Genomic DNA, 24,937 nt, shown 5'->3' on the forward strand with positions numbered 1-24,937 from the left:
CTATGTATCCGATTGTTACCGCAGATTTTGTATTGCAGAATGTTCACACATTGTATTCAAGGATTTTGCAAAATCCTCATTCATAAGCATTTACCGGAATGGACAATCGAATCTGTGTTCCCTCTCCGATTCGACTTGAAATATCAAATTCCCCTCCCATCGATTGAGCTAAATATTCCATATTCATCATGCCCAGGCCCCCGCCTGCACTGACCGCCTCACCTCCTGCTACCATTCTCGCCGTCTCAAACCCTACTCCGTCGTCATGAATAGACAGTCTAATCACTTGGGGCGTCAATTTTAACTTCACATCAATTCGCTTGGCCAATCCATGACGGATTGCGTTCCCCGCCGCTTCGGAAATGATGCGGAACAAAGCCTTTTGGTACAAATACGGAAGTGAATAATGATCACCATGGATATCAAAATCAATTTGTACATGGTTCAGCTTGGAGAGTGTATGCAGATGGCTTTTCACCGTACCCAACCAAGTTGAGCCTCCGCTTTTTTTCGAGCTTAGGCTATGAATTGCCCCCTTCAGCTCTCTAACCGCTTGGTTGGCCGATTGCTGAATTAAATCAATTTGCTCCTCCACCTGCTCCTTAGGCTGATGGCACCAAGTCTGCCGGAGAGAATGGGTTGCGTACACAATACCAAAAAGACTTTGTGAAACATTGTCATGCATTTCATTTGCAATCCGGTTCTGCTCATTCGTCACAATCAACTGATTCTCAATACGCTCCAGCTCATAGCGTTCCAAAAACACAGCACTCAGCTCAGCTAAGAATATCAGTTGTTGCACAAGCCAGCGTCTTCCTGTCAAACTTTGATCCGGTCCCAGCTTGAGGCCAATCGTCGCTACAAAGCGGGTCGTCATCGGTACGGTGATCATGAGAAAGTCGCCCCATTCCGGCAGGTGTCTGAAAAATGGTTCACGCTGTTCCCTGAACTCCTCCCGGTAATTCTCCAGTTCCTCGAATAGCTGCTCCTCTTCCTCTACCGTCCAGCCTGTCTGGCTGCTTGCCGGTGCATCTTCCTCCTGACTATCCAGCCAGAAAAATGCACGGCTCTGCTTGGTTAGCTTGACAGTGTAATCCGAGATGACCTGACCCAGATTTAATGCCTCATTATGGCTGGTCGTCTCCATGATGTGATAAATCGACTTGATATGATCCATCGTCTCATTGGCTTGTTCTTTAGCCACCTTCAGTTCGTCCTTCATGACGCGAATAACCTGCATTGCCATTGTGGTTACGATCAATACCAGAAACAGATTAATGTTCTGCAATATAAGATCCCACAAAAAATATTGACCTGGTGTAAAAAAGATATAACAAAATGTGAGCACCAAACCGATATAAGAAAGTAGGAGCGTCCAGCTGTACCTCATGGATAGATGAGCACAAGCTACCAGCATGGGAGTAATCACATACCATTTGAACGGGCTATTGATCCCTCCGGTTGGGAATAACAGCAAAATGATCCCTGCGGTTTCTAGTGCAATACTGCATTTCAATACCATATCATGAAGTCTGTATTTACGGTAAATCCAAGTAAATGCTGTAACGGATAAAAATAGAAAAACAATCAGTAATAGCTTCTGCCATACCATTAATCTAGATGTTTCGAACAGAAAAACAAGTGATGTTAAAGATAATGATACATATCGGTATAAAAAAATCATTTTGTCTTCTGCTGACTTCTTCAACTTCATCCTGTCACCCTATTCTGTGTTTTGAAGGGACGATGGGCATATTAGGTTTGTTTGCGTACTCTAAAAAAATCATAACCAATCCAAAAATAAATAACAAGACATAAACTCTTACGTAAACGGTTACATTCCAAAAAATTTGGTACTTTTTATAACATATTTACCGTTTCAGGAAAACATTTTGGGGGTAATGTCAGAATTTATGACGTTTGTCAAGGTGATAAATCACATTTTTGTTAGCCTGAAAAAAGGACTTGCTGGTACCGCCGTGACTATAACAGCGGTATTCAGCAAGTCCTTTTAGTGAATTTGGCGATCTGCTTTTTAGCCCCCGGTACGCGCCAATTCACGCATATTGGCTTCAAATGCTGCCAGTAGAGCTTCATCCCCGCTCAAACCGGTCGCCTCTTCTTTTTGAATCTGTTCAACCATACGCTTGTAATCCTTTGGAATCACCCGTACAAATTGCTGAATCGCAGTCTGCCATTCATCCAAAATACGTTGTCCCGCTTCACTACCCGTGTAAGTGACATGGCGCTGGATCAAGCCGCGCAAATCCGCTGCTTCTGCAGGATCTTCCACATCTTCCAGCAACACCATTTCCAGATTACAACGGCTCAGGAACGTCCCCTCAGGATCATAGACGTATGCAATACCTCCGGACATCCCGGCTCCAAAGTTCCGTCCGGTTCCACCCAATACAGCTACACGTCCGCCCGTCATGTATTCGCAGCCATGATCACCAACGCCCTCAACAACAATACGTGCGCCGGAGTTCCGAACGGCAAAGCGCTCGCCTGCGATTCCGTTAATATAAGCTTCACCGCTGGTCGCTCCATACAAGGCTGTATTTCCGATGATAATGTTCTCTTCTGCCTTAAAGGTCGCTTTGTGAGATTTCTTTACAATAACTTTACCACCAGATAGCCCTTTACCGACATAATCATTGCTATCGCCTTCCACGCTCAGCGTGATGCCTTTCGGAATAAACGCTCCAAAGCTCTGACCTGCCGATCCAATGAAGTTAAAGCGAATCGTATCCTCAGGCAGACCTGCCGCCCCATACTTACGTGTGACCTCGCTGCCCAGAATCGTACCTACTGCCCGATTCACGTTTGTAATAGGCAAGGTACCCTCTACAGGCGTTCCGCTCTCCAGTGCCTCCGCAGCCATCGGTACGAGCTTCAGCATATCGAGTGTTTCTTCCAGTCCGTGGTTTTGACGTTGTACGCGGTAACGTACACTTCCGTCTTCCAACTCAGGAACATGCAGCAGCAAGCTCAGGTCTACACCCTTCTTCTTCCAATGCGAATCGGCGTTCACGGTATCCAGACAATCCGTACGGCCAATCATTTCCTGAATCGTACGGAATCCCAGCTCCGCCATAATTTCACGGACATCTTCTGCGATGAAACGCATAAAATTCACCACATGGGCAGGATCACCCATATAATTTTTGCGCAGCTCCGGATTCTGCGTAGCCACACCAACCGGACAGGTGTCCATTTGGCATACCCGCATCATAATACAGCCCAACGCTACGAGCGGCGCTGTTGAGAAGCCGTATTCTTCCGCACCCAACAGGGCAGCTACTACCAAATCACGTCCAGACAGCATTTTGCCGTCTGTCTCCAGCACCACGCGGTCGCGCAGGTTGTTCAGCATGAGCGTCTGATGCGTCTCAGCCAGCCCTAGCTCCCAAGGCATACCCGCATGGCGGATGGAGCCTTGCGGGGAAGCGCCTGTACCACCGTCATAACCGCTGACCAGAATAATGTCAGCACGGCCTTTGGCTACCCCTGTAGCAATCGTGCCTACGCCTACCTCTGATACCAGCTTTACGTTAATGTCAGCACGTGGATTGGCGTTTTTGAGATCGTAGATGAGCTCTGCCAAATCCTCGATAGAATAAATATCGTGATGCGGTGGTGGCGAAATCAGGCCTACTCCTGGCGTGGAACCGCGTACCTCGGCGACCCAAGGATACACCTTGCGTCCTGGCAGTTGTCCACCTTCGCCCGGCTTCGCGCCTTGCGCCATTTTGATCTGAATTTCGTCGGCGTTCACCAAGTAGTTCGACGTTACACCAAATCGGCCAGAGGCCACCTGCTTGATCGAACTGCGACGTGAATCGCCATTAGCATCCGGGGTAAAACGCGCAGGGTTCTCCCCGCCCTCACCCGTGTTGCTTTTGCCACCGATTCGATTCATTGCAATCGCCAAATCTTCATGCGCTTCCTGGCTAATGGAGCCGAAAGACATAGCCCCTGTTTTAAAGCGACGCATAATCGATGCAGCAGATTCCACTTCATCCAGCGGCACAGGCTCACCAGCAGGCTTCAACTGAAGCATGGAACGGATCGTCAAATGTTGTTCAGATTCACCCTGTACCAGCTTGGTGTACTTCTTGTAAAGCTCGTAGTCTCCCGAACGAACCGATTGCTGGAGCAAATGCACCGTTTGCGGGTTAAACAAATGCTCTTCTCCATCGTTGCGCCATTGGTATTCACCGCCCGAATCGAGCACCTTGTCATTGCCGTCCTTATCAGTGAAAGCACGGTTATGGTGGGCCAACGCTTCCATCGTCACTTCCTCCAGACCAATACCGCCAATGCGGGAAGGTGTCCAAGTGAAATAACGGTCAACAAAATCCTGCTTCAGACCTACGGCCTCGAAAATTTGCGCTCCACGGTACGACTGAATCGTGGAAATACCCATTTTGGACAATATTTTAACGACGCCCTTGGTTGCCGCTTTAATATAATTTTTAACTGCCTTTTCGTGTGAGATGCCGCGCAGCAAGCCTTGTTGAATCATGACATCCAGCGTTTCAAACGCCAGATACGGATTAACCGCGCTCACACCGTAGCCCAGAAGCACCGCATAATGGTGAATATCTCTTGGCTCTCCGGATTCCAGCAAAATGCTCACACGTGTGCGTGTACCCTGCTTAATCAGATGGTGATGCAAGCTGGATACAGCTAGCAACGCCGGAATGGCTGCATTTTCCGCATCCACTCCACGGTCAGACAGAATCAGAATATTATGACCTTTGTCAATGACACGGTCAGCTGCCTCAAACAGTCCTTCCAGCGCCTTGTATAAGCCCTCAGCACCTTCTTTTGCTTCAAAGAAGATCGGAATGGTCATGGATTTGAAGCCTGGACGGTGTACGTGACGAATTTTGGCAAACTCTTCATTAGACAACACCGGTGAATCCAACCGAATCTGGCGACAGCTTTCCGGTTCTGGGTGTAGTAAATTGCGCTCTGGTCCAATCGTCGTTGCAGTTGACGTCACTATCTCTTCGCGAATGGCGTCAATTGGCGGGTTGGTAACCTGAGCAAACATTTGTTTAAAGTAATTGTACAAACGTTGCGGACGGTCAGACAATACCGCCAGTGGAGCATCATACCCCATTGAGCCAATCGGTTCCGCACCTGTAAGTGCCATCGGCTCCAGAAGTTTGCGCAGTTCTTCAAACGTATACCCAAAAGCGAGCTGCAACTGATTTACATTTTCATGTTTCGGCTCTGGCTGCTCCAGTGCTTCAGGTAGATCATCCAGATCAATCAAATGCTCATCCAGCCACTGCTGATAGGGTTCTTCGGATGCGATACGCTCCTTTAACTCTTCATCAGAAACGATGCGGCCTTCTTGGGTATCCACCAGTAGCATACGCCCTGGACGGAGACGATCCTTATAAAGCACATTTTCAGGAGCAATATCCAATACACCCGCCTCAGATGACAGTGCGATCAGATCGTCCTTGGTCACATAATAACGTGCAGGACGCAGGCCGTTGCGGTCAAGAATCGCCCCGATTTGGATACCGTCTGTAAACGCCATCGCAGCAGGTCCGTCCCACGGTTCCATCATGGTGCTGTGATATTCATAAAATGCCCGCTTCTTCGGATCCATGGTTTCATGCTTGTTCCAAGGCTCAGGCACCATCATCATGGCTACATGAGGAAGCGAACGGCCACTCAGATACAGAAACTCCAGCGTATTATCAAACATGGCTGTATCCGAGCCATCTGGGTTGATGACAGGTTTTACCTTCTTGATATCGTTACCAAACGCTTCACTTTCAAACTGTGCCTGACGCGCATGCATCCAGTTTACGTTGCCACGCATGGTATTAATTTCACCATTGTGAATCATAAAACGATAAGGATGCGCACGATCCCAGCTGGGGAACGTATTTGTGCTAAAACGGGAATGGACCAGCGCAATCGCCGATGTCACTCGCTCATCCTGCAAATCCAGATAAAATTTGCCTACCTGCTCGGTTGTCAACATTCCTTTGTATACAACCTTGCGACATGACAAACTTGGAATATAGAACGACTCACCATTCACATCCTCTTGGTTATAGCGAATAGCAAGCTCTGCACGTTTACGAATGACATACAGTTTCCGTTCAAAGTCCAGCTCTTCCTTCAAATCGCTACTGCGGCCGATGAACACCTGACGCACACCTGGCTTAGCTGCTTTTGCCGATTTACCCAGCATTTCGTCATAAGTTGGAACATCGCGAAAGCCCAAACAGTTTTGACCTTCGTCCATAATGATTTCTCTGAGCTTCTGCTCATGCATCTCACGAACTTTTGAATCATTGGATACAAAAAGCATGCCTACGCCATAATGTCCGGCCTTTGGCAATTTGAAGCCCAATCGCTCTGCTTCCTCTTGAAAAAACAAATGAGGAACCTGAATCATGATCCCTGCTCCGTCACCGGAGTTTGGTTCACTTCCCTGACCGCCCCGATGCTCCATGTTTACGAGCATGGTCAAAGCCTGACTTACAATATCGTGCGATGGTTTTCCCTTGATGTGGGCAACAAAGCCCATGCCGCAGGCGTCTTTTTCGAATTGGGGATCATATAGTCCCTGTTTGGGTGGTAAACCTGTCTGTCTCATGGAACGCAACCTTTCTGTTATAAAGTCATGCTGGCCTGAAATACAGGCGGCCGAATAGAAGACAGTGGCAACAAGAGGTAAATCAAAGAACAACTACGAGGAATGGGGGACAAAAACATAAAACGTATTCAAGGCGGTACGGTCCGCCGAATGCGTATGTTTTTCAATAATTATGCAATGGCTTGACTTGAAAAACACGTCGATTCCACTGATGAATCTAATTAGTTCTATCATTTTATCATTGACCTATTGTGTTAGCAATTCAAAGTTTTTATGATTGTGATAATAAATCTTTTACATTACAGCTTCAACGTATCAATGCAAGAATATATCATTTTTATGTATAAATATTCATTAAAAAAGTCAGCCTTTTCTATCCCTTAAAGAATAGAAAAGGCTGACAAAGGAATTTTGATGTACATACGGACCATCATGTATATTCCCGCAAAGCGATAAACCGTATTAAAATTCGAGACTTTCGCCGGGCTTCAATGCTTTCCCTTCAATACCTTCTTTATGAAGACGGTCACAGAAGCCATCTCCGTCCTGCTCTATACCGGGAAAAGTATTGTAATGCACCGGTATCACGCGGCTTGCCCGCAGCCATTTCGCTGCCAGCAAGGCATCCTCCGGTCCCATTGTATAACCATCTCCGATCGGCAATACTGCGGCATCGATGGAGTTGGTTTCTCCAATGAGACGCATATCGCCAAACAAGCCAGTATCCCCTGCATGGAAAAATGTTTTGCCTCCCATGGTCAATAAAATCCCCGCTGGCTCTCCCATGTAGATGGTTTGTCCGTTCACTGTCAAAGAGGAGCTGTGGAACGCCAGCGTAAATTTCACATGAAAACCGTCAAATTGGTGACCTCCACCCAGGTTCATACCGTGAGCTTTGGTCCCCAAGGATGAACAATATTCAGCCAGTTCCGCCACCGCGATCACAGGGCAATCATTGCGCTTGGCAATTTCAACTGCATCCCCAAAATGATCGGCGTGACCGTGTGTCAACAGCACTGCATCCACCTGAATATCTTCGGCCTGTATGGTTGCTTTAGGATTCCCCGTCAAAAAAGGATCGATAATAATCCGTTTCCCCTCTGCCTCCACCAACACAACTGAATGTCCATAATATGTGATTTTCATAACATTTACGTCTCCTTTATCACTTTCATTATTTAGGTTACTTTCCTTTACCAATTATACCTCTTTTGCATACTGGCTTCACCTGCGCACACAAAATACGCTCACAAAGCTGAACCCTGTTGTTTAGAAAGGGCTGTTATTTGTCGCTTTTGGGATTTATACAAAATGCTCATTTATAAAAGGTATGATGACCGATTGTTTTCACCTTGGTACGCGAATGATGAACCGTAAGGTCCTGGGCCAACGTAAGCGAAAGGAAAAAACAGGTGTTATCAGGCACGGCTTTATGACCATTCAAAGCGGCCGTAACTGCACGGATGCAGTCCTGGTTAGGCTGAACACGACGAAGACGCCCGTTCGCAACCGGACTAAATTGCGCTTTTTGATAAATCACTGCCTGAATCGTATCGGGAAATGAGGCTGACCGCAGCCGGTTTAAGACAACGTTGGCAACTGCCACTTTGCCTTCGTACGGTTCGCCTTCTGCTTCTGCCATCACTATTTTTTGCAGCAGGAGCAGTTCTTTAGCGGAGACAGGATAGCTCCAGGTAGACAACGCCTTGTCATCCTGAGTGAGCATTTTTGTCTTCGTAAAGTAGATGGTTGTAGGAGGGGTTAGGATTGCGGACTTGCTATGCTGGACCTCAGGCTTTTTCTTGCCTGTAACAGCGTTATTCCGAGCTTGTTCCACCTGCTTCATCTGGGAAGCGGGTAACGGAGTCGGCATGATTTCTTTCCAGCTTGGCTGCCCATGAGCAGCGACAAAGATGGGGCTTGTCCTGTTTGACCCGTTATGGGTCCCCATCCTGTCACCATATGTAGGAACCGAAGTGTTCCCTGACCAGCTCAGAGATTGCATAGGTGCATTTTTATGATTATTCTGTGTTTGCTGAACCTCAGCGTAGAGGCCTATCCCCAATATACAAACAAGCAGCACACTCAAAAGAGGTGCAAACCAACGATGTTCTTTAACGATTTCCATAATGTTCCTCCCGTTAACTTTAAGCACATTCCTCAGATATGTAACCCAAAATGCGCTTTTTGAATAACGCTGAAACACTATATCACTAAATTTGCTGATAGATCAAGGGTTTCACCTCATTAATGGGAATGTTTGAATTATTTGGTACATTGGTTTTTGCCCCATTCGTGTTGCATATAACACAAATTCCCCCACTTCCCAAGGCTCGCCGCTTCGGTCATTTGACTGCCACATAGATGCTGAAACAGGCTCCCCTCCTGTATACGAACGTGCTACGGTGATATGGGGTCGATAAGGTCGTTCCTCGGGTTTAAAACCCAGCGGCTCGGTAGCTCGAAGTATCGACTGGTGCAACTGATCCAGCGACTCTCGCTGTCCGGTCACCCCCCTCCACAGTACACGCGGAAAGTCTTCACGTCCAAAAAAGCCCGCTTCACCCATGCCAAGCGTGAACGGGCGATGCTCAGCTGCAGCATGAACTAAAGCCTGCTCAAGTTTTGGAATAACCGAGGTCTCCACATCACCCAGAAACTGAAGTGTCACGTGATAATCTCTGAAGTCACTCCATTTGCGAAAAGACAAATGATTCAAATCCTGCTCCACCCAATGACGTAACTTCTTCTTGTGCTCGTCCGGGAGAGCGATCGCTGTAAAGAGCCTTTGCGATTCATCTTTCATCAACCTCTTCTCCTTTCTTATACATATCCTGTACCTATCCCAAAAAGTAGCTGTTTGGTTGGTCCCTGATCAGGGTAAAGCCACTTGTTGTTATATATAATGACACCGCGAGCTTGTTTCTACCCTTATTATGCAAATTTTTCGGCAATCTGTTATCCTTGAAGGGATGGTTCGCCAGAATATATTGGAAACTCCAAGGAATCAAACATCGAGGAGGCTATGAATCATGGGAAGCATTTTAAGTTTACATCAACTGACGGAAGATCAAAAAAAACAGGTTCGTGCAGCGGCTCCGGGCTACGAGTTGATTATTGGCAAAGCCCAGGAATTGGAGTCTGAACAAATCCGTGAGGCCGAGGTTATTCTAGGCTGGTCCAAGCATATTGCCGAGGAGGCATTACATCCAGACAGCAAGCTGAAGTGGATACAAACCTGGTCGGCTGGGATTGATAAGCTCCCGCTTACCGAACTGGAAAAGCGCAACATAGCACTCACGAATACGAGTGGTGTGCATGCAATTCCAATCACAGAGCAGATCTTTGGAATGCTGCTATCGCATACCCGTTATTTACAGCAAGCGGCTCTCTTACAGCGTCAGAAAACATGGCAGCCACCGGAAGGTCAACTGACGGAATTACGTGGCAAAACGCTGTTGATTACAGGTGTTGGCGAAATTGGCCGTGAAACCGCTCGAATTGCAGAAGCCTTTGGCATGCGGGTGATCGGGGTTCGCCGTTCCGGCAAGGAAGCTCCCCATGTAGAACACATGTACACAAACGAACAATTACATGAAGCATTGGGCGTTGCGGATATTGTAGTTAATATTTTACCATTCACTGAAGAGACCCATCACTTTTTTGACGAAAAAGCATTTGCAGCGATGCGTAAAGGAACCTTCTTCATTAATGTCGGTCGCGGCAAGACTGTTCATACAGATGCGCTTGTACGTTCTCTGGAACAAAAACATATTGCCTTTGCCGGACTGGATGTATTCGAGGAAGAACCGCTACCTGCGTCACATCCACTATGGGGCCTAGAGCACGTCCTGATTACGCCGCATATTGCAGGGGATACAGACCGATATGCTGAACGAGCGGTAGATATTTTTCTTACTAATTTAAAAGCCTATGCTACTGGTCAGGAGCTGCCGCTGAATTTGGTTAACTACAAAACCCAGTATTAACAAGCTACTTACAGATCCAGATTTCCCGACTCATACCTGTCTTATATATACGGCATTGCTCCGTAATGGTCCAACCTGACTCGGATAGCAATGTTGCCATCGGCTCCGTGCTCACGATCACTGCCCGCGCGGCCAGGCGTCTCAGACTGCGCAGCATCTTTTTTTGTTCTTCAGCAGGGAGCACGGAGCACAGGTTATAGGGCATGTCCAAGATAGCCGCATCGTATGTGCCTGCGAGCATATTCATATCCCCCAGTTTCACCAGATCTTCTTCATACCCATAATGACGTAAATTTACTCGTGCCCCACGTACCGCCAACGGATTGATATCACAGCCGCGAATATTCTTGTCCATACTCAATGCCTCAATCATCACATTGCCCATACCACAACACGGGTCCAGCAGTTTCAAGGAGTCTGACTTTCCCTTAGATGCAAATTGATCATTTGCTGCCAAATTCACAAGTGCTCTAGCTACCAGAACGGGTAGGCCAGTAGAATAGTTTTGCGGTTTCTGACGACGTTCCTGCCACGATCTGTCGCTATACTCGCATATGCCCATTAGCCATCGCTCTCCTACTCGTATGACTCCTAGGATTACATCCGGTGTCTTCATTTGCGCCTGCCCCTGAATACGTGCGCCAATCCGGCGTTCTATCCCGCGCCGCTCGTCATAGTCAGCCTCATTGTCCCCTTCTTTAAGGCACAGCACCTTAAAGGTCTTTCCTTCCTCAAGCTGTAACCTGGAAGCCGCTTCGCATAGCTCTTCCAGCGTGTCCGCATCGGTGACGATATCCAGACGAAGATGGATAAACGGACTGGTCCCCGGCTCCAGCCGAAGATGGGACAACAGCATGGAACTATGCACAGGCTGCTGACCGAACAAGCATTTTAGTTCCAATAGACACAACTCACGCTCGGTTTCATGATACGCATAGGTATATATGTAGCTTGGTTTCATTTCATCTGTATTAATTTTGTGTTTATTCATGTCAGATCTCTTTTCATCTTTTCATTTGGAATCAAGACTACAATTCACAGCCTCCGCTATCAGTTGGTAGGAATGAAGCCGCTGCTCATAATCGGGAATGGGCGTGACCAACAGAAACTCATCATTATCATATTTGACCTGCAAGCTACGCAACCGTTCGGCAATAAGCGATGGTGTTCCCACCAGCCAACTGGCCCGTATCGCCGGATCGCCTAATGAAATCTGAGCAGCCCATTGCTGCGCCAACTCATCTGTCGAGGCACATACTGCTCCTACAGCAACCATAGTACGTGGTTTGTCCATCCGTGTGGATGGCTGAAAGCTGGAGCGGTAAATACTTAGCATTTCTTCCGTATGTTGTTCACTCATAAATTGGCCGAATACATAGCCCGTTGAATACTGCGCAGCATATTCGGCACTTTTTCGATTGGTACCCAGCATCCACAGCGCTGGCGGCTGTTCTGGCATTGGACGGGCAAACACGGGGGTCTGTTCATATTCATATGAGCCTTCCAACAAAGCCAATAGAGCTTCCATCTTCTGTGGCAGCTCGGTCACATGTTGAAGAAAATTGCCGCTTAGTGCCATCGAAGCATGAGGTCCCCCACCAGGGGCCCTCCCCAGGCCCAATTCGACTCTGCCCGGATAGAGAGCTGCCAGCAGATGGAACCATTCGGCGACCTTGACTGGACTATAATGCGGGAGCAAAATAGCACCCGCACCCAGTTGGATGGTCGTCGTCACCGCCCCGATATGAGACAACAGCACTTCTGGACTGGAAGAAGCCAGCCCCTCCATGTCATGATGCTCGGAGGTCCAGTAGCGTGTATATCCCCATGCTTCCGCCTGTTTCGCCAGCTTTACCGCCCATTGAACTGCTTGCTCCGGGCGATTGCCAGACAGCAGCGGTACCATATCAAGCACACCGAGATTCAACGAGTTAGTAGCTAAAGACTGAGGTTGCATATGCGCCTTTTTCTCTCCCTTCTATCCGTTCTAAACAAGTTTCTTCTACTATATAGGGTTAAATTAAAACGTTAGTCCAGGTCATAGATAGAACCTACCTTCAGGCCATATAACTCATTATAAATTTTTTCAGCAAAAGCATCGGTCATGCCTGCAATATAGTCAATGACCATATGCTCCCAAGTCCAGATCGGTTTCGCCTTGGCCTGGTCGCGCTCATAGCGCTGGAGCCAATCGGTCGGAATAATGGACTTGGATGTCTCAGGGTCCAGAAAAGCCAACCATAACCGTCTGAGCATCCATTCACTGCGTTTTTGCAGACGCTGTACGCGCAGATCGCGGATCATGGTGACCCAAGCAAAGCTTTTCAATACACTCACCGTGCGCAGCATATCCAAATCTTCGCTTCCATCCCGTACGAAGGTTACCTTTTTCCAGTTTCCATCATCAATTACACCTAAGCTGCTGACAAACAGGCTAACCCAGTATGCCTTCACTTCACGGCGGGTGCGAGAATAATCGTGTTCACACATCGGCATCTTGCCATTCCACACCTTCAAAAATCCGCTCAGCACTGCCGCTACCTTCTGCTCAATCTCAGCCAGCTGCCAGCCTTGCCAGAAGCTATCCTCCAACGTGGTAATTTTCTCCGTAATCAGACGAATCAAATATGGATCATATAAGAAATGCTCGTGTACCTCAATTTTCCCTGCCTTAATCCCATCCTCCAGATCATGCGCGGAATAAGCAATATCGTCGCAGAGATCCATGAGCTGGGCCTCCAGCGTTTTTTTTCCTTCAGGGATGCCCCAATCCTCGCGAATAGAACGTATATATTCCCACTCATGCAGGTACAACCCTTTTTTGTTCAAAATTCCTGGGTACGGGTATTTGTTGATCCCGAGCAGCACAGCGTCAGACAAATTCAAGCCATCCACATTCTCACGCTTCTCCAAAAACATAATCAGCCGGAAATTGTGTGCGTTCCCTTCAAAATGCTCATAAATTCGTCGCTCACGCGCATAGGCCTCCTGTCCACGCTTGGACTCTGGCGTGAAGCCTCCGGCGGATGATATCTTTTCTACCTTCGTCTCAATCAGTTGATCCAAGATCCCGTCCAGCACCTCTTCTCCCTTATGTCCGAACGGTGGATGGCCAAAGTCATGTGCTATCGATGCACACTCCACCACCTCAGGGTCAATGATCAGTCCTGCGTTATCCGCCTGTTCCAACTCTACCTCTGGATGACGGCGCAGCAAGCTTCGTGCTGCCTCACGCGCAATTTGCGCTACCTCCAAAGAATGTGTCAGCCGTGTGCGATAATAATCTCCTGTGCCTGCGCCAAATACTTGTGATTTCCCTTGCAATCGACGGAAAGTCGGTGAATGGATCAATCGGGAGTAATCCCGTTCATATGCTGCCCGTGAAGCGTCGCTTCGTGTCTGTTCCGCGAATTGCCGATGCTCTCTCTTGTCCTGCCATGTCATAAAGCTCACTCCCTACGTACTCAATTGGAGTGATTATACATTTTTTTCACGCCTCAGGAAAGCTCACATGAGTTTCATTTATATGTAAGCGTCAAACTAGCGCATTATCGCCTATCAAGCCAAGCCAGTGTTCAGACGATGAGTAATAAAAAAGCAAGTCCAAAAAAACTTAATATAGGGTAAATAGCATAATAAAATAAAACTAGACTTTATATTTAATGGTTTTGAGTTTGATTATTTTCTACAACGTTACTTCATAAACGCACCCGATTGTTGAAGATTATTTATTAACTAAGACCTGTTGAATTGCCCCCTAATGCTATCATTTTAACTATGTACCTAATTATCAGGCTTGCTGTTGAGAGAGATTTTGAAAAATTAAAAACGCCTATCTATCAAGATAGACGTAAAGTATAACAAGCTTTAAAGAGGTTGATAACTCGCCTCACGCGTTTTTACTTTCACACTAATTTTTGTAATATAATCTTTTTCCTCTTTTGCTGCAATCGAGTGCAGTAAATATTCCTCATAAATATCACCATCTAACGCCAACTGCTCCTGTTCTAAATAAGCGAGTAGCGTATTATAAGTCTCAGTCTGTGAGATTTCATCATAAGGTCCTTGATGATAAATAACCACGTAGTGTCCAGCTGGTTTCATTCTTGCTGACGGGTCATCTAGGCGACAAAATAGGTAGCTTACGCCTTCAAACTTCTTATTTAAAAAATCTCCTTTTGTATACACAGTACCGTATGCGGCTGTACTTTTAATCCCAAGCTTTTTTAAAAATGGCGTAGTTTGCTCGTAAAGTTCCTCCATTGATAACGACGACCAATCTATTTTCTCGTCGCTATACACAACAGGTTCGGCTGGTAATTGCTTCACCAATACTTCTCCAATTGATACTTCTTCCATCTCTTTTGTCAGGGCAACCGTTCGTTCTAGGAAAAACTGAATATCTTGTAACTTTTGAATTTCCATTGCCACTTTTTCTTGCTGTTCCATTGCTAATTGTTGTAACGCTTGTACGTTAGGCGCGTCAAAATACGTTTTGAGTTCTTTAATCGGTACCTCAACTGCACGAAGCGATTGAATCGCTACAAATTGATCGAACTGCTCAAATGTGTAGTAGCGATAGCCATTATCAAAGGTGCCTGCAGGCTTAAATAAATCGATTTTATCGTAATAAAGCAATGTATCTTTATTGATTTCAAGTAACTTGGCAAATTCGCCTGTCAAATATGTTTTTTCGAATGTATTTTTCATCTCTTTTCACTTCTTTCTTTACTCTGGAGTTACTCCATACCTTACACTATTCCTTGCGAACATAACCCGAAAACATAAATGAGACAAGCAATTACTAAGGTGTTGAACGCACTTAGGTTGATGAGGAAGAGTGCCATGGGGTATATTGATCAATTAATTGAAAACTACGGGTACGCAGCGGTTTTTATATATGCCTCTAAAATCGTACATGCTATATGCTGGGGTGAGTGCTTTACTTTGGAGTCTACTATTTTTAACAATTGGACGAATATTTTAATCAGTTTAAGAGAAAGGTGTTTTAGAGATGACAAAACAAAATGAACAAATTACGATAGCCCCTGTACCGCAGGAAGAGCTAGCAATATTTAAGGAAGAATTACAAGAGGCATTTATGAAAGGGTTACAAGATAGTTTTCAAGAAGCAGAGGATCCAACAGAAATGGGACCAATCCCATCCGATGAGGATTTCGAGCATTCACTTACTGCAAAAGATTCGGTTGTGCGTCAAATTGTACTAAATGGCGAAAGAATCGGTGGCATCGTATTAAAAATTAATCCCGACACACAGCGAAACGAAGTGGACTTCTTATATACAAAGGCTAATGCACACGGCAAAGGTCTTGGTACAAAGGCATGGGAAGCGATAGAAGCAGCGTTCCCAAAGACGAAGGTTTGGGAGCTACATACACCGTATTTTGAAAAGCGGAACATCCATTTTTATGTGAATAAATGTGGCTTTAAAATTGTGGAGTTTTATCATCGAGGCAATCCAGGACCGAGTATTGAAGGAGAAGAGCCTGAATCTGATGCAGATTATGAGTTTTTCCGTTTTGAAAAGGTCATGACAAAAGAAAGCAGTGAAACGTAATGCAAGGAAAGGTCTCACAGCTTTGGGCATTGATGAATCGCAGTCAAATGGCGAAGGGGCAATTAGTCTTTTTATTTTTCATTAGTTTAGTGGAGGTTGCAGCTGGGCTTGCTGTCCCCCTGTTAACGATGAAGCTCATTAATCAAATTTCAGATGCGGGTTTTGCCGTAACATCACTCTTGCCAGTCATTGCGATTTTAATTGTGCAAGCGATGTTAAGTGCCATTGCGTTTTATCTGATGCGCCGTTTAGGTGAAAAGGTTGTCGCGAATTTAAGGACAGAAGTATGGGAACATATGCTACATTTACGTTTATCGTATTATGATGCGCATGAATCAGGCGAAACGATGAGCCGCATTACGCAGGATACAAATGTCGTGAAGGAGTTTGTGACCGAGCAGCTCGTGTCCTTTGTGTCAGGACTATTTGCGATCCTAGGTGCCGTTGTTGTTTTACTATGGATTGACTGGAAAATGACATTGCTACTCCTGATTGCTGTGCCACTGACAATTTTTGTGACGTATCCATTAGGCGAAAAAATGTATGCCATCTCAGTAGAAAATCAGGATGAGCTAGCAGGCTTTGGCGGACGATTAGGACGTATTTTATCGAATATTCGTCTTGTGAAAGCGTCGCAAACGGAGCAGCAGGAGCTAGCAGGCGGTAAAAAGCAAATTCAGCAGCTGTACAAGTACGGTTTAAAGGAAGCGAAGATTGTTGCGATTCTTTCGCCACTGATGACGCTACTCATGATGGTCGTATTGATTGCGATTTTCGGTTATGGCGGCTCACAGGTAGCAACAGGAGCAATCACTTCAGGCGAGCTTGTTGCCATTATGATTTATTTAGTGCAAATTATTATGCCATTTACACAAATGGCGACGTTCTTTACCAATTTACAAAAAACACTTGGTGCGACAGAGCGTATTGTTGAAGCACTCAATGTGAAGCGTGAAGTACAAGACGGGAAACCAGTATCTGCTACACCACTACCTATCCACTTCCAAAACGTATCGTTTAAATATAATGAAAAGTATGTATTAAATGACATGACATTTACGTTAGAACCAAATGAAACGACCGCCTTTGTCAGCCGAAGTGGTGGTGGGAAAACGACGATGTTCTCCCTTATTGAACGATTTTATGACGTGACATCAGGTGCGATACTGTATGGTAACGAAAACATTGAGCAATTTAACTTAACAGAGTGGCGTGGGCTGTTTGGCTATGTAAGTCAGAATGCACCGTTATTAAATGGAACGATTCGTGACAACGTCATGTACGGGACGATTGGAGCAAGCGAACAAGAGGTACTTGCCGCATTAAAAGCAGCCTATGCCTATGATTTTGTCATGCAGCTGGACAAACGCCTCGATACAGAGGTTGGTGAAGGAGGTATTAAGCTTTCAGGTGGTCAAAAACAGCGTATTGCGATTGCTCGTGCGATTTTACGAAATCCGAGAATCTTATTACTTGATGAGGCGACATCGAACTTAGATAACGAATCAGAGCGTGAAGTGCAGCTTGCCCTTCAAGCGTTAACGAAAAACCGGATGACGATCATCATCGCCCATCGATTATCCACGATTACAAGTGCAGACCAAATCCTTGTCTTTGAAGAAGGACGCCTGTCAGGTCAAGGCACATATGAAGCATTACAAAAAACACATCCGTATTATCAACAACTTTGGCATAATGGTCGTTTGTCTGAAGATTAGACTATAGGATCATTGCTTCCTTCCATTCCCATACGCTGCGAAGCAGCGGGGAGAAGGTTAGTAGCGTCTCCAGTCGGTACGGCTCTCCTCTACCAGCGATTCCGCAGGCGGATTGAGTAAGCGATGGTGGGCTTTTAGGTAAGTCCTTCATCCTCCCACTATGGGATGGTCGTCAAGGTAGATATAAAAAGGGATGTACGCCGCTATTCAAGTCCACACCGAGATACGCAACGTTGGAAAGAACTATACAACGAAAGAACGAGCGTGGAACGTTGTAATTCTCGGATGAAAACCTATTTGACCGCAAATGCCATGCACATCTGGGGGATTCAAAAGGTGACCACTCACCAATACCTAAATGCCATTGTGTTGCTTGCTTCTGCGTTAGCCATGGCCCGTCCATTAAAGAAAGCTACCGCTTAAATTTTTGATTCAACAGAAATTCTGCAGGTCTGTCCATTTTTCGAATTCAAGGAGAAACCGAGCTAAAATGCTGTTCGCTCAGGCTTAAGATACTGATGCCTAATTTTCAAAAACGGAATTATGCAAAATGCTCATGCAAAAAGGTGTCCCACAGCCATTTGATTCAGGCCAGAGAACACCTCTTTACTCAACTTTATATACCTCACCACTTTTGCTCTAACGCTTTGCTCTTGGGTCCAAAACATCCCGCAGGCCATCCCCCATCAGATTAAAGCCCAATACGGTCAGCATGATAGATATGCCTGGGAAAATAACTGTCCACGGCGCATTTTGGATATATTGCCGCGAATCGGACAACATTTTGCCCCACTCAGGCTCAGGAGGTTGTGCACCCAAACCGAGAAATCCGAGCGCTGCTGCTTCAATGATGGCCGTTCCAATCCCCAATGTTCCCTGTACGATGATCGGTGTCAGGCTATTAGGCAAAATATAACGGAGTATGATGCGCCGATTATTAGCCCCAAGCGCCCGCGCAGAAGTAATATACTCCTCCGTTTTAACACTCAGCACCTTGGAGCGAACCAATCGCCCATACGTTGGTACATTGACAATGGCAATGGCGTATAACGCATTTTCCAACGAAGGCCCCAGAATCGCCACAATAGCAATTGCCAGCAAAATCCCCGGAAATGCCAGTAAGATGTCGAATAGGCGCGAAATGATCATATCAGCCCATTTTCCATAAAATCCGGCAATTAATCCTAAGGCCGTTCCTACAATCATTGAACCAATAACGGACAAGAAACCGACCCACAACGAGATTCTGGCGCCATACAGCGTACGAGTCAGCAAATCACGACCAAGATCATCGGTACCGAACCAATGCTCTGCGGAAGGAGACTGCAAGCGGCTCACCAAATTTTGCTCTTTATAGTCAAAAGGAGCAATCCAGGGCGTGATCAAAGCAATGATGACAAAGAACATAATAATGCCCAGACCGACTAAAGCCATCTTGTTGTGGCGAAAAGCTCTCCACGCATCTCTCCAAGGGCCTGACACGACAGGCGAATATGCCAATGGACTGCGTGTTGTCGGTATGTTATTGGGTTGCATTGAAAATTGTGACATCGGACAACCTCCCCTCTGACCAATTGACGACTTCATTACTGATAACGAATACGCCGGTCGAGAACAGCGTACAGCAAATCGACAATCAGATTAATGATGACGAACAGGAACGCAATGATTAAAATTCCGCTTTGGATAACCGGATAGTCACGCGAGCTGATCGCTTCAAAAATGTACCGTCCGATGCCAGGCCAGGCAAATATGGTCTCTGTCAGTACGGCGCCTCCCAATAACGATCCAGTCTGAAGACCGATGACAGTAAGCACAGGGATCGCAGCATTTTTAAGCGCATGTTTGTACACGACTTGAAAAGATGCCAGCCCCTTCGCCCGAGCCGTGCGGATATAGTCCGCATCCATAACTTCCAGCATGCTGGAACGGGTAATACGCGCTATGACCGCCATTGGAATCGTCCCCAGTGCGATACTGGGCAGGATCAAATGCTTGATGACGGTCCACACCTGATCCATACGTCCACCTATGAACGCATCAATCACGGCTAGATGTGTCACAGCTTCCACCGGATCACGGGAATTCATGCGTCCGATGGAAGGGAGCCAATGCAGCTTATTAGCAAAGATCCATTGCTCCATCAAGCCTAACCAAAAAATCGGCATCGATACTCCGACCAGGGCAATGACCATGCTGACATAGTCAAACCAGGAATTTCGCTTCCAGGCACTCACGATGCCTGCATTCATACCCACGACAACGGCAAAAAACATGCTTGCTACCGTCAACTCCAGCGTAGCCGCCAGATAAGGGACCATTTCCCGGGCAATCGGCTGCCGGGTGCGAATGGAATCGCCCAAGTCCCCTCGTGCCAGTTCACTTAGATAGGTCCCATATTGCTGTAACCATGGCTTATCCAGCCCTAATTGCTCACGCAGCGCCTGTTTGGACTGTTCCGTGGCCTTGTCCCCGAGTATCGTTTCTGCCGGATCACCGGGAATAGCATGAATAATCGAAAACACGATAAGCGTCATCCCCAGCAATACGGGAATCAATATGGCCAGCCTTTTTACAATATATGAACTCATATGCTATTCACCGCCTGCTTGCGTTTAGGCTATTCAAAATAAATATTACTATACGCTTCAATACCTGCCGGAGAAGGTACAAAACCCTTAAGATTGGCTTTGCCTGCCATCAACGGTGTGCTGTGAACCAAGGGAATCCAAGGTGCATCCTGTTTAATAATGACTTGTGCTTGTTTATACAATTCCGCACGCTTATCTTGATCAACCTCAACCTGCGCCTTTACCAGTATTTTGTGAAGTTCCTCATTCACATAAAAACTGCGGTTATTGCCTGGGATCGTATCCTTGTCCAGCAATGTGTAAAGGAAATTATCCGGGTCGCCATTGTCCCCATTCCATCCCAACATGTACAGATCATCCTTCTCTCCAGCTTTAAGATCATCCAGATACGTAGCCCATTCTGGAGATTGGATGTTGACTTTGACTCCTATTTTTTCAAAATCAGCTTGAATGGCCTCTGCTACCTTTTTGCCGTCAGGCATGTATGGACGAGATACAGGCATTGCATAGAAGGTTAGCGGCTCTGGAAGTCCGTTAGGGAAACCCGCTTCCGCTAGCAAAGATTTAGCCTTATTCAGATCATAAGTGTAGTCCTGAATGCTTTCGTCGTATCCCCATAACGTAGGTGGCATCGGATTGACCGCAGGCTTGGCCTCCCCCGCAAACAATGCATCAATAATGGCCTGTTTGTTCACTGCGTGATTCAGCGCCTGCCGCACCTTGGGATTATTAAATGTCTTTTTCTTTAAATTAAATCCAATGTATGCCACATTAAAGGAGGGACGTTCGATTTTTACCAACTCGCTGTTACCTTCCAACTGCTTCGCATCATCTGGATTCAAATCTTCCATCAGGTCAATTTCCCCGTTTTGCAGAGCATTAAATCGCGCAGTGTTGTCTGGGATAGAACGAACGATGACCTTAGCCAGCTTTGGCTGTCCTTCTTTCCAATAAGTTGGATTCTTTTCTAATGTGATCGTATCGTTTCGTTTCCATTCCTTAAATACAAACGGCCCTGTGCCGACCGGATTACTCTTAAAATCAGCCTTTTTCTCCTTAATAGCCTTGGGACTTGCAATACTAAAGGATGGCATAGCGATATTTTGTAAAAAAGGAGCCTGCGGCTTGTTCAGTGTAAACTGAACGGTACTCGCATCCACCGCTTTAACCTCCTTAATCACTCTACTTCCATCGGGCCCGAACATAGAATCATAATAGTCAAACGAGTCACCCTCAAATTTGTATGGACTTTTCGGATCAACCCAGCGGTCAAAGTTAAACACAACCGCTTCTGCGTTAAAGTCACTTCCGTCATGGAATTTTACGCCCTGACGCAGCTTGAACGTATAGACAAGTCCGTCCGGTGATACTTCCCAGCTCTCTGCGAGCCCCGGCTGAATCTCCGTGGTACTTTCCTTGTATTCCAGTAGTGTATCAAACACCTGCATTCCGATTTTTAACGACTCACTTTCAGTCACAATGGCAGGATCTAGCGCCACGGAATCCCCGCCACGCCCATAAATCAACGTGTCCTGCGCGCCTTCTCCCGCTCCACCTGAAGGTTGTCCTGCTTCTGGTTTTGCTCCTTCACCTGATCCCCCACAACCAGAAAGCACCAAAACAGTTCCTAGCGCAAGTACCAGCAATACGGTCCAGATTTTGTGTTTTACGTACTTTTTGCTCATGCAGCGAACCCCTTTCACACCTTATATATTGTTAATTCGTTGATACCGGATAAATACCAATTCTTTGGATTGGCATGACAAGCTTGTCCTCAAGCTGTAGCCCCAAGTTCCGAGTTCATCAAATAGGTGTAGTAGTAGGGAAGGTATGAAGGTTCTGGACAGGCTTTTATTGAAGAATACAGGCACAGACAGCATTCATAATCTAGTGGTGTTAGAGATGCAGTAGGGTAATGGAATAGATGTAATGTCATAAAAGGGAAGAGGATTGTGTTAGGTCATGGAGAATGTGTGATAAATACTCACAGATAGTGAATATTAGTTTCATACAAAGTTGATTATTGGATACTTTACTATAAAATCTGGAAGCAGACAAGGGGGTTTTTCATACATTACCATATGTTTTTATACATCATGTTAATTAATGTTACAAATCAATTCACACGTTCATATCAAATAAAAGCTCCTGCTTGTGGTCCTCAACCTCCAAGCAGGAGCATGTTATTACCTCAAAAATGTATTCAGCACCAAACCTACAGATACGGCTTGAGGACCTTTTACGATGGAAAAATGATCGCCAGGCACTTTATGGGTATACATTTCCCCTTTACAATACAATTCCCATCCTTTATATCCTAATTCCCAGGTATGTTCTGAAATAAACAAACATACATGGGCTGTTACAGCTCGATCTGGCTGGTAAACATGCTGCAGTGACAGCGTCTCAGAATTGCCAAAAGCTCAACACGTTCTTCTTGCTCTTCCAATTGGCAGGTCATTTCAAAAGCAATCGTCCTCATTCCGAATATGTATGTCCAAGCTATAATTCAAATCATTGATTTTATGGTTCGTCAGCAGAATGTTCATTTCACACCTTCGGACTTTGAAACTGCTCAGATTAGTCAGGAGGATATTGAGTTGCTTTTCGAATAAAGGTACATTTTGCAGTTACCCTTTTTCGGGATTCAGCATATTTGGAGGTCATGAAGAACATCACTTAGCCATAAGGGCAGGCGGCCGCATTTAACCGCCTGTTTATTTAGGCTTCGAACGTAGCTGTTTTACTCATTTTATTTAAAAGTGGGATGGGCAGTAATGAGGTCCTTCGAAGATTACTTGGTTGTTTTAAACGCACCCAGACGGTTCAGCACGACCAGTAAGCGATAAAAATCATAACTGCTTGGCAACTTCGCATCCACAATCGGGCTTGCCGGATTAACTGCAACGGCAGCAACCATCGCTTCCTTGGCCCAGGCCGGTACAGGCATAGCCTGACGCGCCTCCAGTTCAGCTACTCGCTGATCCACCTTTTTAATGTAAGCACTCTGTTCATTTAATGTTTGCTTGAGCACATCTCTACTATTTTCAAGGGCGGTGACCTGCTGCTGCAGGGCCTTAAATGCCGCTTTTTCCTCTGCTGTCATTGGCTCTTCCCCCTCTTCTCCTGCAAATGCTTGGCGTAGCTCAGCCTCTGTTCCGGCATATACATTCAGATCAACAGGCCCTTGAATGCCATCAACCCGTCCACTGTCGCTGTATTGCCAGAAGTCCCAGCGCCTCCATGCTGTTGTATCACTGGGTACCCGTGTACTATAACGTGCAATCCACAGCTTATAACTACCCAGTAGGGCTTTAAAATGGGCAGCAAAAGCATTGCCCGTATATACCATCGGCTTGCGGCCGCTTACTCGTTCAAATTCCGTCAAAAATGCCAGCGCTACCTCATGAATCGCGGCCGAATTAAGCTTTCCCGGATTATTTTCATAATCCATCACCGCTGGCAAGTCCAGCGCTTTCGCACCACCCACCTGATCCAGCACCTCGGCGAAATGTCTGGCTTCCGCTTTGGCTGCGTTTACACTGGTCGCATCTACAAAATGGTAAGCTCCCAGCAGAAGCCCGGCTGTCTTGATCCCTTTTGCATTCGTAATAAACGTCGGATCAACGTAACGCTGTCCTTGACTTGCTTTAATAAATGCAAACGATTTACCATCGGCTCGCACACGTTTCCAATCAATCGTTCCCTGATATCGGGATACGTCAATGCCTTCGGCAGCATTAGGGCTGCGATTTTGCATAAGGCGCTCCCTCCTTGTCATTCATAATGTTGTAGCACTCTGTCTCTGTTGTATATGCTTGGACCATGGAAACGGTCTGGGCTTTTCCACTTTTACGCCGAAAAAAGGCGAAAGGTAGTCTTCCTTTTTTGTAATGGCGACGGTCAGCACTTTTATGAAGCTTTATTTTCTTTGTCGGAAGGGTCGGTTGGCTTTATTTTTTCCCCACTCGATTTGGACTCAAAAATGGCTACCGCATTCCGCAAAATATCCGGCATCGGCACTCCCATTCTGCCCACATTTTCTATAATGGACAACAGCTCGTTCGCCAAATAAAAGAAAACGACGGCATCCCGGAAGTAATGTGCATCCCCGAGAATACCGTCGATCAGATGGGCTACCGTAATGAGCAAAAACACGGTAACCTTGCGAAAAATACCGTAATACCCTTGGCGGCTTTTCAGCTCCCCATTAATCCAGGCCGCTGCCCATCCGGTGAAAAAGTCGATCACGACCATCCACCACAGCAACGTCAACATTGTAGTCCACCCCCCGAAAAAATAACCGATCAAGGTCCCCGTGGAAAACCCCAGCCAAATCTGATCGATCTTTTCATGCATGTTTGTTCCCCCTTTTGAACCTAGGTGTAAAGTGAATGCCCTTGGTTGATCCAAGGGCATAGAAACAA

General features: G+C 46.2%; 17 protein-coding genes and 2 pseudogenes. 4 read left to right on the forward strand and 15 right to left on the reverse strand.

The features are described 5' to 3' along the window. Positions 1-76: 76 nt before the first annotated feature. The 5 genes from KSP24_RS09825 to thpR form a co-directional block, all read right to left on the reverse strand. Positions 77-1,714, reverse strand: a complete 1,638-nt coding sequence (locus KSP24_RS09825) for a sensor histidine kinase (protein WP_216975029.1) — start codon at positions 1,712-1,714, stop codon at positions 77-79. A 321-nt stretch (positions 1,715-2,035) separates the two neighbouring features. Continuing rightward, a complete protein-coding gene (gltB, locus tag KSP24_RS09830) occupies positions 2,036-6,634 on the reverse strand; it encodes a glutamate synthase large subunit (protein ID WP_216975030.1) in 4,599 nt (1,532 codons plus the stop codon). Between the two features lie 462 nt (positions 6,635-7,096). Further along, positions 7,097-7,780, reverse strand: a complete 684-nt coding sequence (locus KSP24_RS09835) for a metal-dependent hydrolase (protein WP_040101915.1) — start codon at positions 7,778-7,780, stop codon at positions 7,097-7,099. A gap of 169 nt (positions 7,781-7,949) precedes the next feature. Then, positions 7,950-8,762, reverse strand: a complete 813-nt coding sequence (locus KSP24_RS09840) for a cell wall hydrolase (RefSeq protein WP_016821264.1) — start codon at positions 8,760-8,762, stop codon at positions 7,950-7,952. A 111-nt stretch (positions 8,763-8,873) separates the two neighbouring features. Further along, complete coding sequence (thpR, locus tag KSP24_RS09845; protein ID WP_025678637.1) at positions 8,874-9,440, reverse strand: RNA 2',3'-cyclic phosphodiesterase; 567 nt, start codon at positions 9,438-9,440, stop codon at positions 8,874-8,876. A gap of 226 nt (positions 9,441-9,666) precedes the next feature. Between thpR and KSP24_RS09850 the strand changes: the two genes are divergently transcribed. Continuing rightward, a complete protein-coding gene (locus tag KSP24_RS09850; protein WP_058710831.1) occupies positions 9,667-10,623 on the forward strand; it encodes a D-2-hydroxyacid dehydrogenase in 957 nt (318 codons plus the stop codon). Positions 10,624-10,627: 4 nt separating this feature from the next. Here KSP24_RS09850 and KSP24_RS09855 read toward each other — a convergent pair whose 3' ends face one another. From KSP24_RS09855 to KSP24_RS09870, 4 genes are all read right to left on the reverse strand, one after another. After that, complete coding sequence (locus KSP24_RS09855; protein WP_040101918.1) at positions 10,628-11,614, reverse strand: methyltransferase domain-containing protein; 987 nt, start codon at positions 11,612-11,614, stop codon at positions 10,628-10,630. 21 nt (positions 11,615-11,635) lie between these two features. After that, positions 11,636-12,580 (reverse strand): MsnO8 family LLM class oxidoreductase, encoded by a 945-nt coding sequence (locus KSP24_RS09860; RefSeq protein ID WP_040101919.1) that lies wholly within the window; start codon positions 12,578-12,580, stop codon positions 11,636-11,638. A gap of 71 nt (positions 12,581-12,651) precedes the next feature. Continuing rightward, the gene (locus tag KSP24_RS09865; RefSeq protein WP_216975031.1) at positions 12,652-14,067 is read right to left on the reverse strand and encodes a deoxyguanosinetriphosphate triphosphohydrolase family protein; all 1,416 of its coding nucleotides are present in this window, start codon (positions 14,065-14,067) and stop codon (positions 12,652-12,654) included. Positions 14,068-14,490: 423 nt separating this feature from the next. Beyond that, on the reverse strand, positions 14,491-15,333 hold the full coding sequence (locus KSP24_RS09870) for a MerR family transcriptional regulator (RefSeq protein ID WP_040101921.1): 843 nt from the start codon (positions 15,331-15,333) through the stop codon (positions 14,491-14,493). A 304-nt stretch (positions 15,334-15,637) separates the two neighbouring features. Between KSP24_RS09870 and KSP24_RS09875 the strand changes: the two genes are divergently transcribed. Both KSP24_RS09875 and KSP24_RS09880 read left to right on the forward strand, forming a co-directional pair. Then, positions 15,638-16,201, forward strand: coding sequence for a GNAT family N-acetyltransferase (locus KSP24_RS09875; protein ID WP_216975032.1), 564 nt, complete (start codon positions 15,638-15,640; stop codon positions 16,199-16,201). Then, positions 16,201-17,919 carry an ABC transporter ATP-binding protein gene (locus KSP24_RS09880; protein ID WP_216975033.1) on the forward strand — a complete coding sequence of 573 codons (1,719 nt, stop codon included), beginning with the start codon at positions 16,201-16,203 and terminating at the stop codon, positions 17,917-17,919. The genes KSP24_RS09875 and KSP24_RS09880 overlap by 1 nt, the downstream gene beginning before the upstream one ends. A gap of 13 nt (positions 17,920-17,932) precedes the next feature. Here KSP24_RS09880 and KSP24_RS09885 read toward each other — a convergent pair. Beyond that, positions 17,933-18,066, reverse strand: a pseudogene (locus KSP24_RS09885) (ISL3 family transposase); the annotation flags it as partial. On the opposite strand from KSP24_RS09885, the pseudogene KSP24_RS09890 reads away from it, so the two are divergent. Continuing rightward, a pseudogene (locus KSP24_RS09890) lies at positions 18,067-18,342 on the forward strand (transposase); the annotation flags it as partial. 216 nt (positions 18,343-18,558) lie between these two features. Here the strand turns inward: KSP24_RS09890 and nikC are convergent. From nikC to KSP24_RS09915, 5 genes are all read right to left on the reverse strand, one after another. Continuing rightward, the gene (gene nikC / locus KSP24_RS09895; RefSeq protein ID WP_040101925.1) at positions 18,559-19,470 is read right to left on the reverse strand and encodes a nickel transporter permease; all 912 of its coding nucleotides are present in this window, start codon (positions 19,468-19,470) and stop codon (positions 18,559-18,561) included. Between the two features lie 35 nt (positions 19,471-19,505). Continuing rightward, positions 19,506-20,510 (reverse strand): ABC transporter permease, encoded by a 1,005-nt coding sequence (locus tag KSP24_RS09900; RefSeq protein WP_040101926.1) that lies wholly within the window; start codon positions 20,508-20,510, stop codon positions 19,506-19,508. A gap of 29 nt (positions 20,511-20,539) precedes the next feature. Next, positions 20,540-22,195 carry an ABC transporter substrate-binding protein gene (locus KSP24_RS09905; protein WP_216975034.1) on the reverse strand — a complete coding sequence of 552 codons (1,656 nt, stop codon included), beginning with the start codon at positions 22,193-22,195 and terminating at the stop codon, positions 20,540-20,542. A 1,109-nt stretch (positions 22,196-23,304) separates the two neighbouring features. Then, positions 23,305-24,270 (reverse strand): glycoside hydrolase family 25 protein, encoded by a 966-nt coding sequence (locus KSP24_RS09910; protein ID WP_090736406.1) that lies wholly within the window; start codon positions 24,268-24,270, stop codon positions 23,305-23,307. A gap of 152 nt (positions 24,271-24,422) precedes the next feature. Further along, positions 24,423-24,869, reverse strand: coding sequence for a phage holin family protein (locus KSP24_RS09915; protein ID WP_040101929.1), 447 nt, complete (start codon positions 24,867-24,869; stop codon positions 24,423-24,425). Positions 24,870-24,937: the final 68 nt, after the last annotated feature.

The sequence above is a fragment of the Paenibacillus sp. AK121 genome, from assembly GCF_019042715.1.
Lineage (GTDB): Bacteria > Bacillota > Bacilli > Paenibacillales > Paenibacillaceae > Paenibacillus > Paenibacillus polymyxa_C.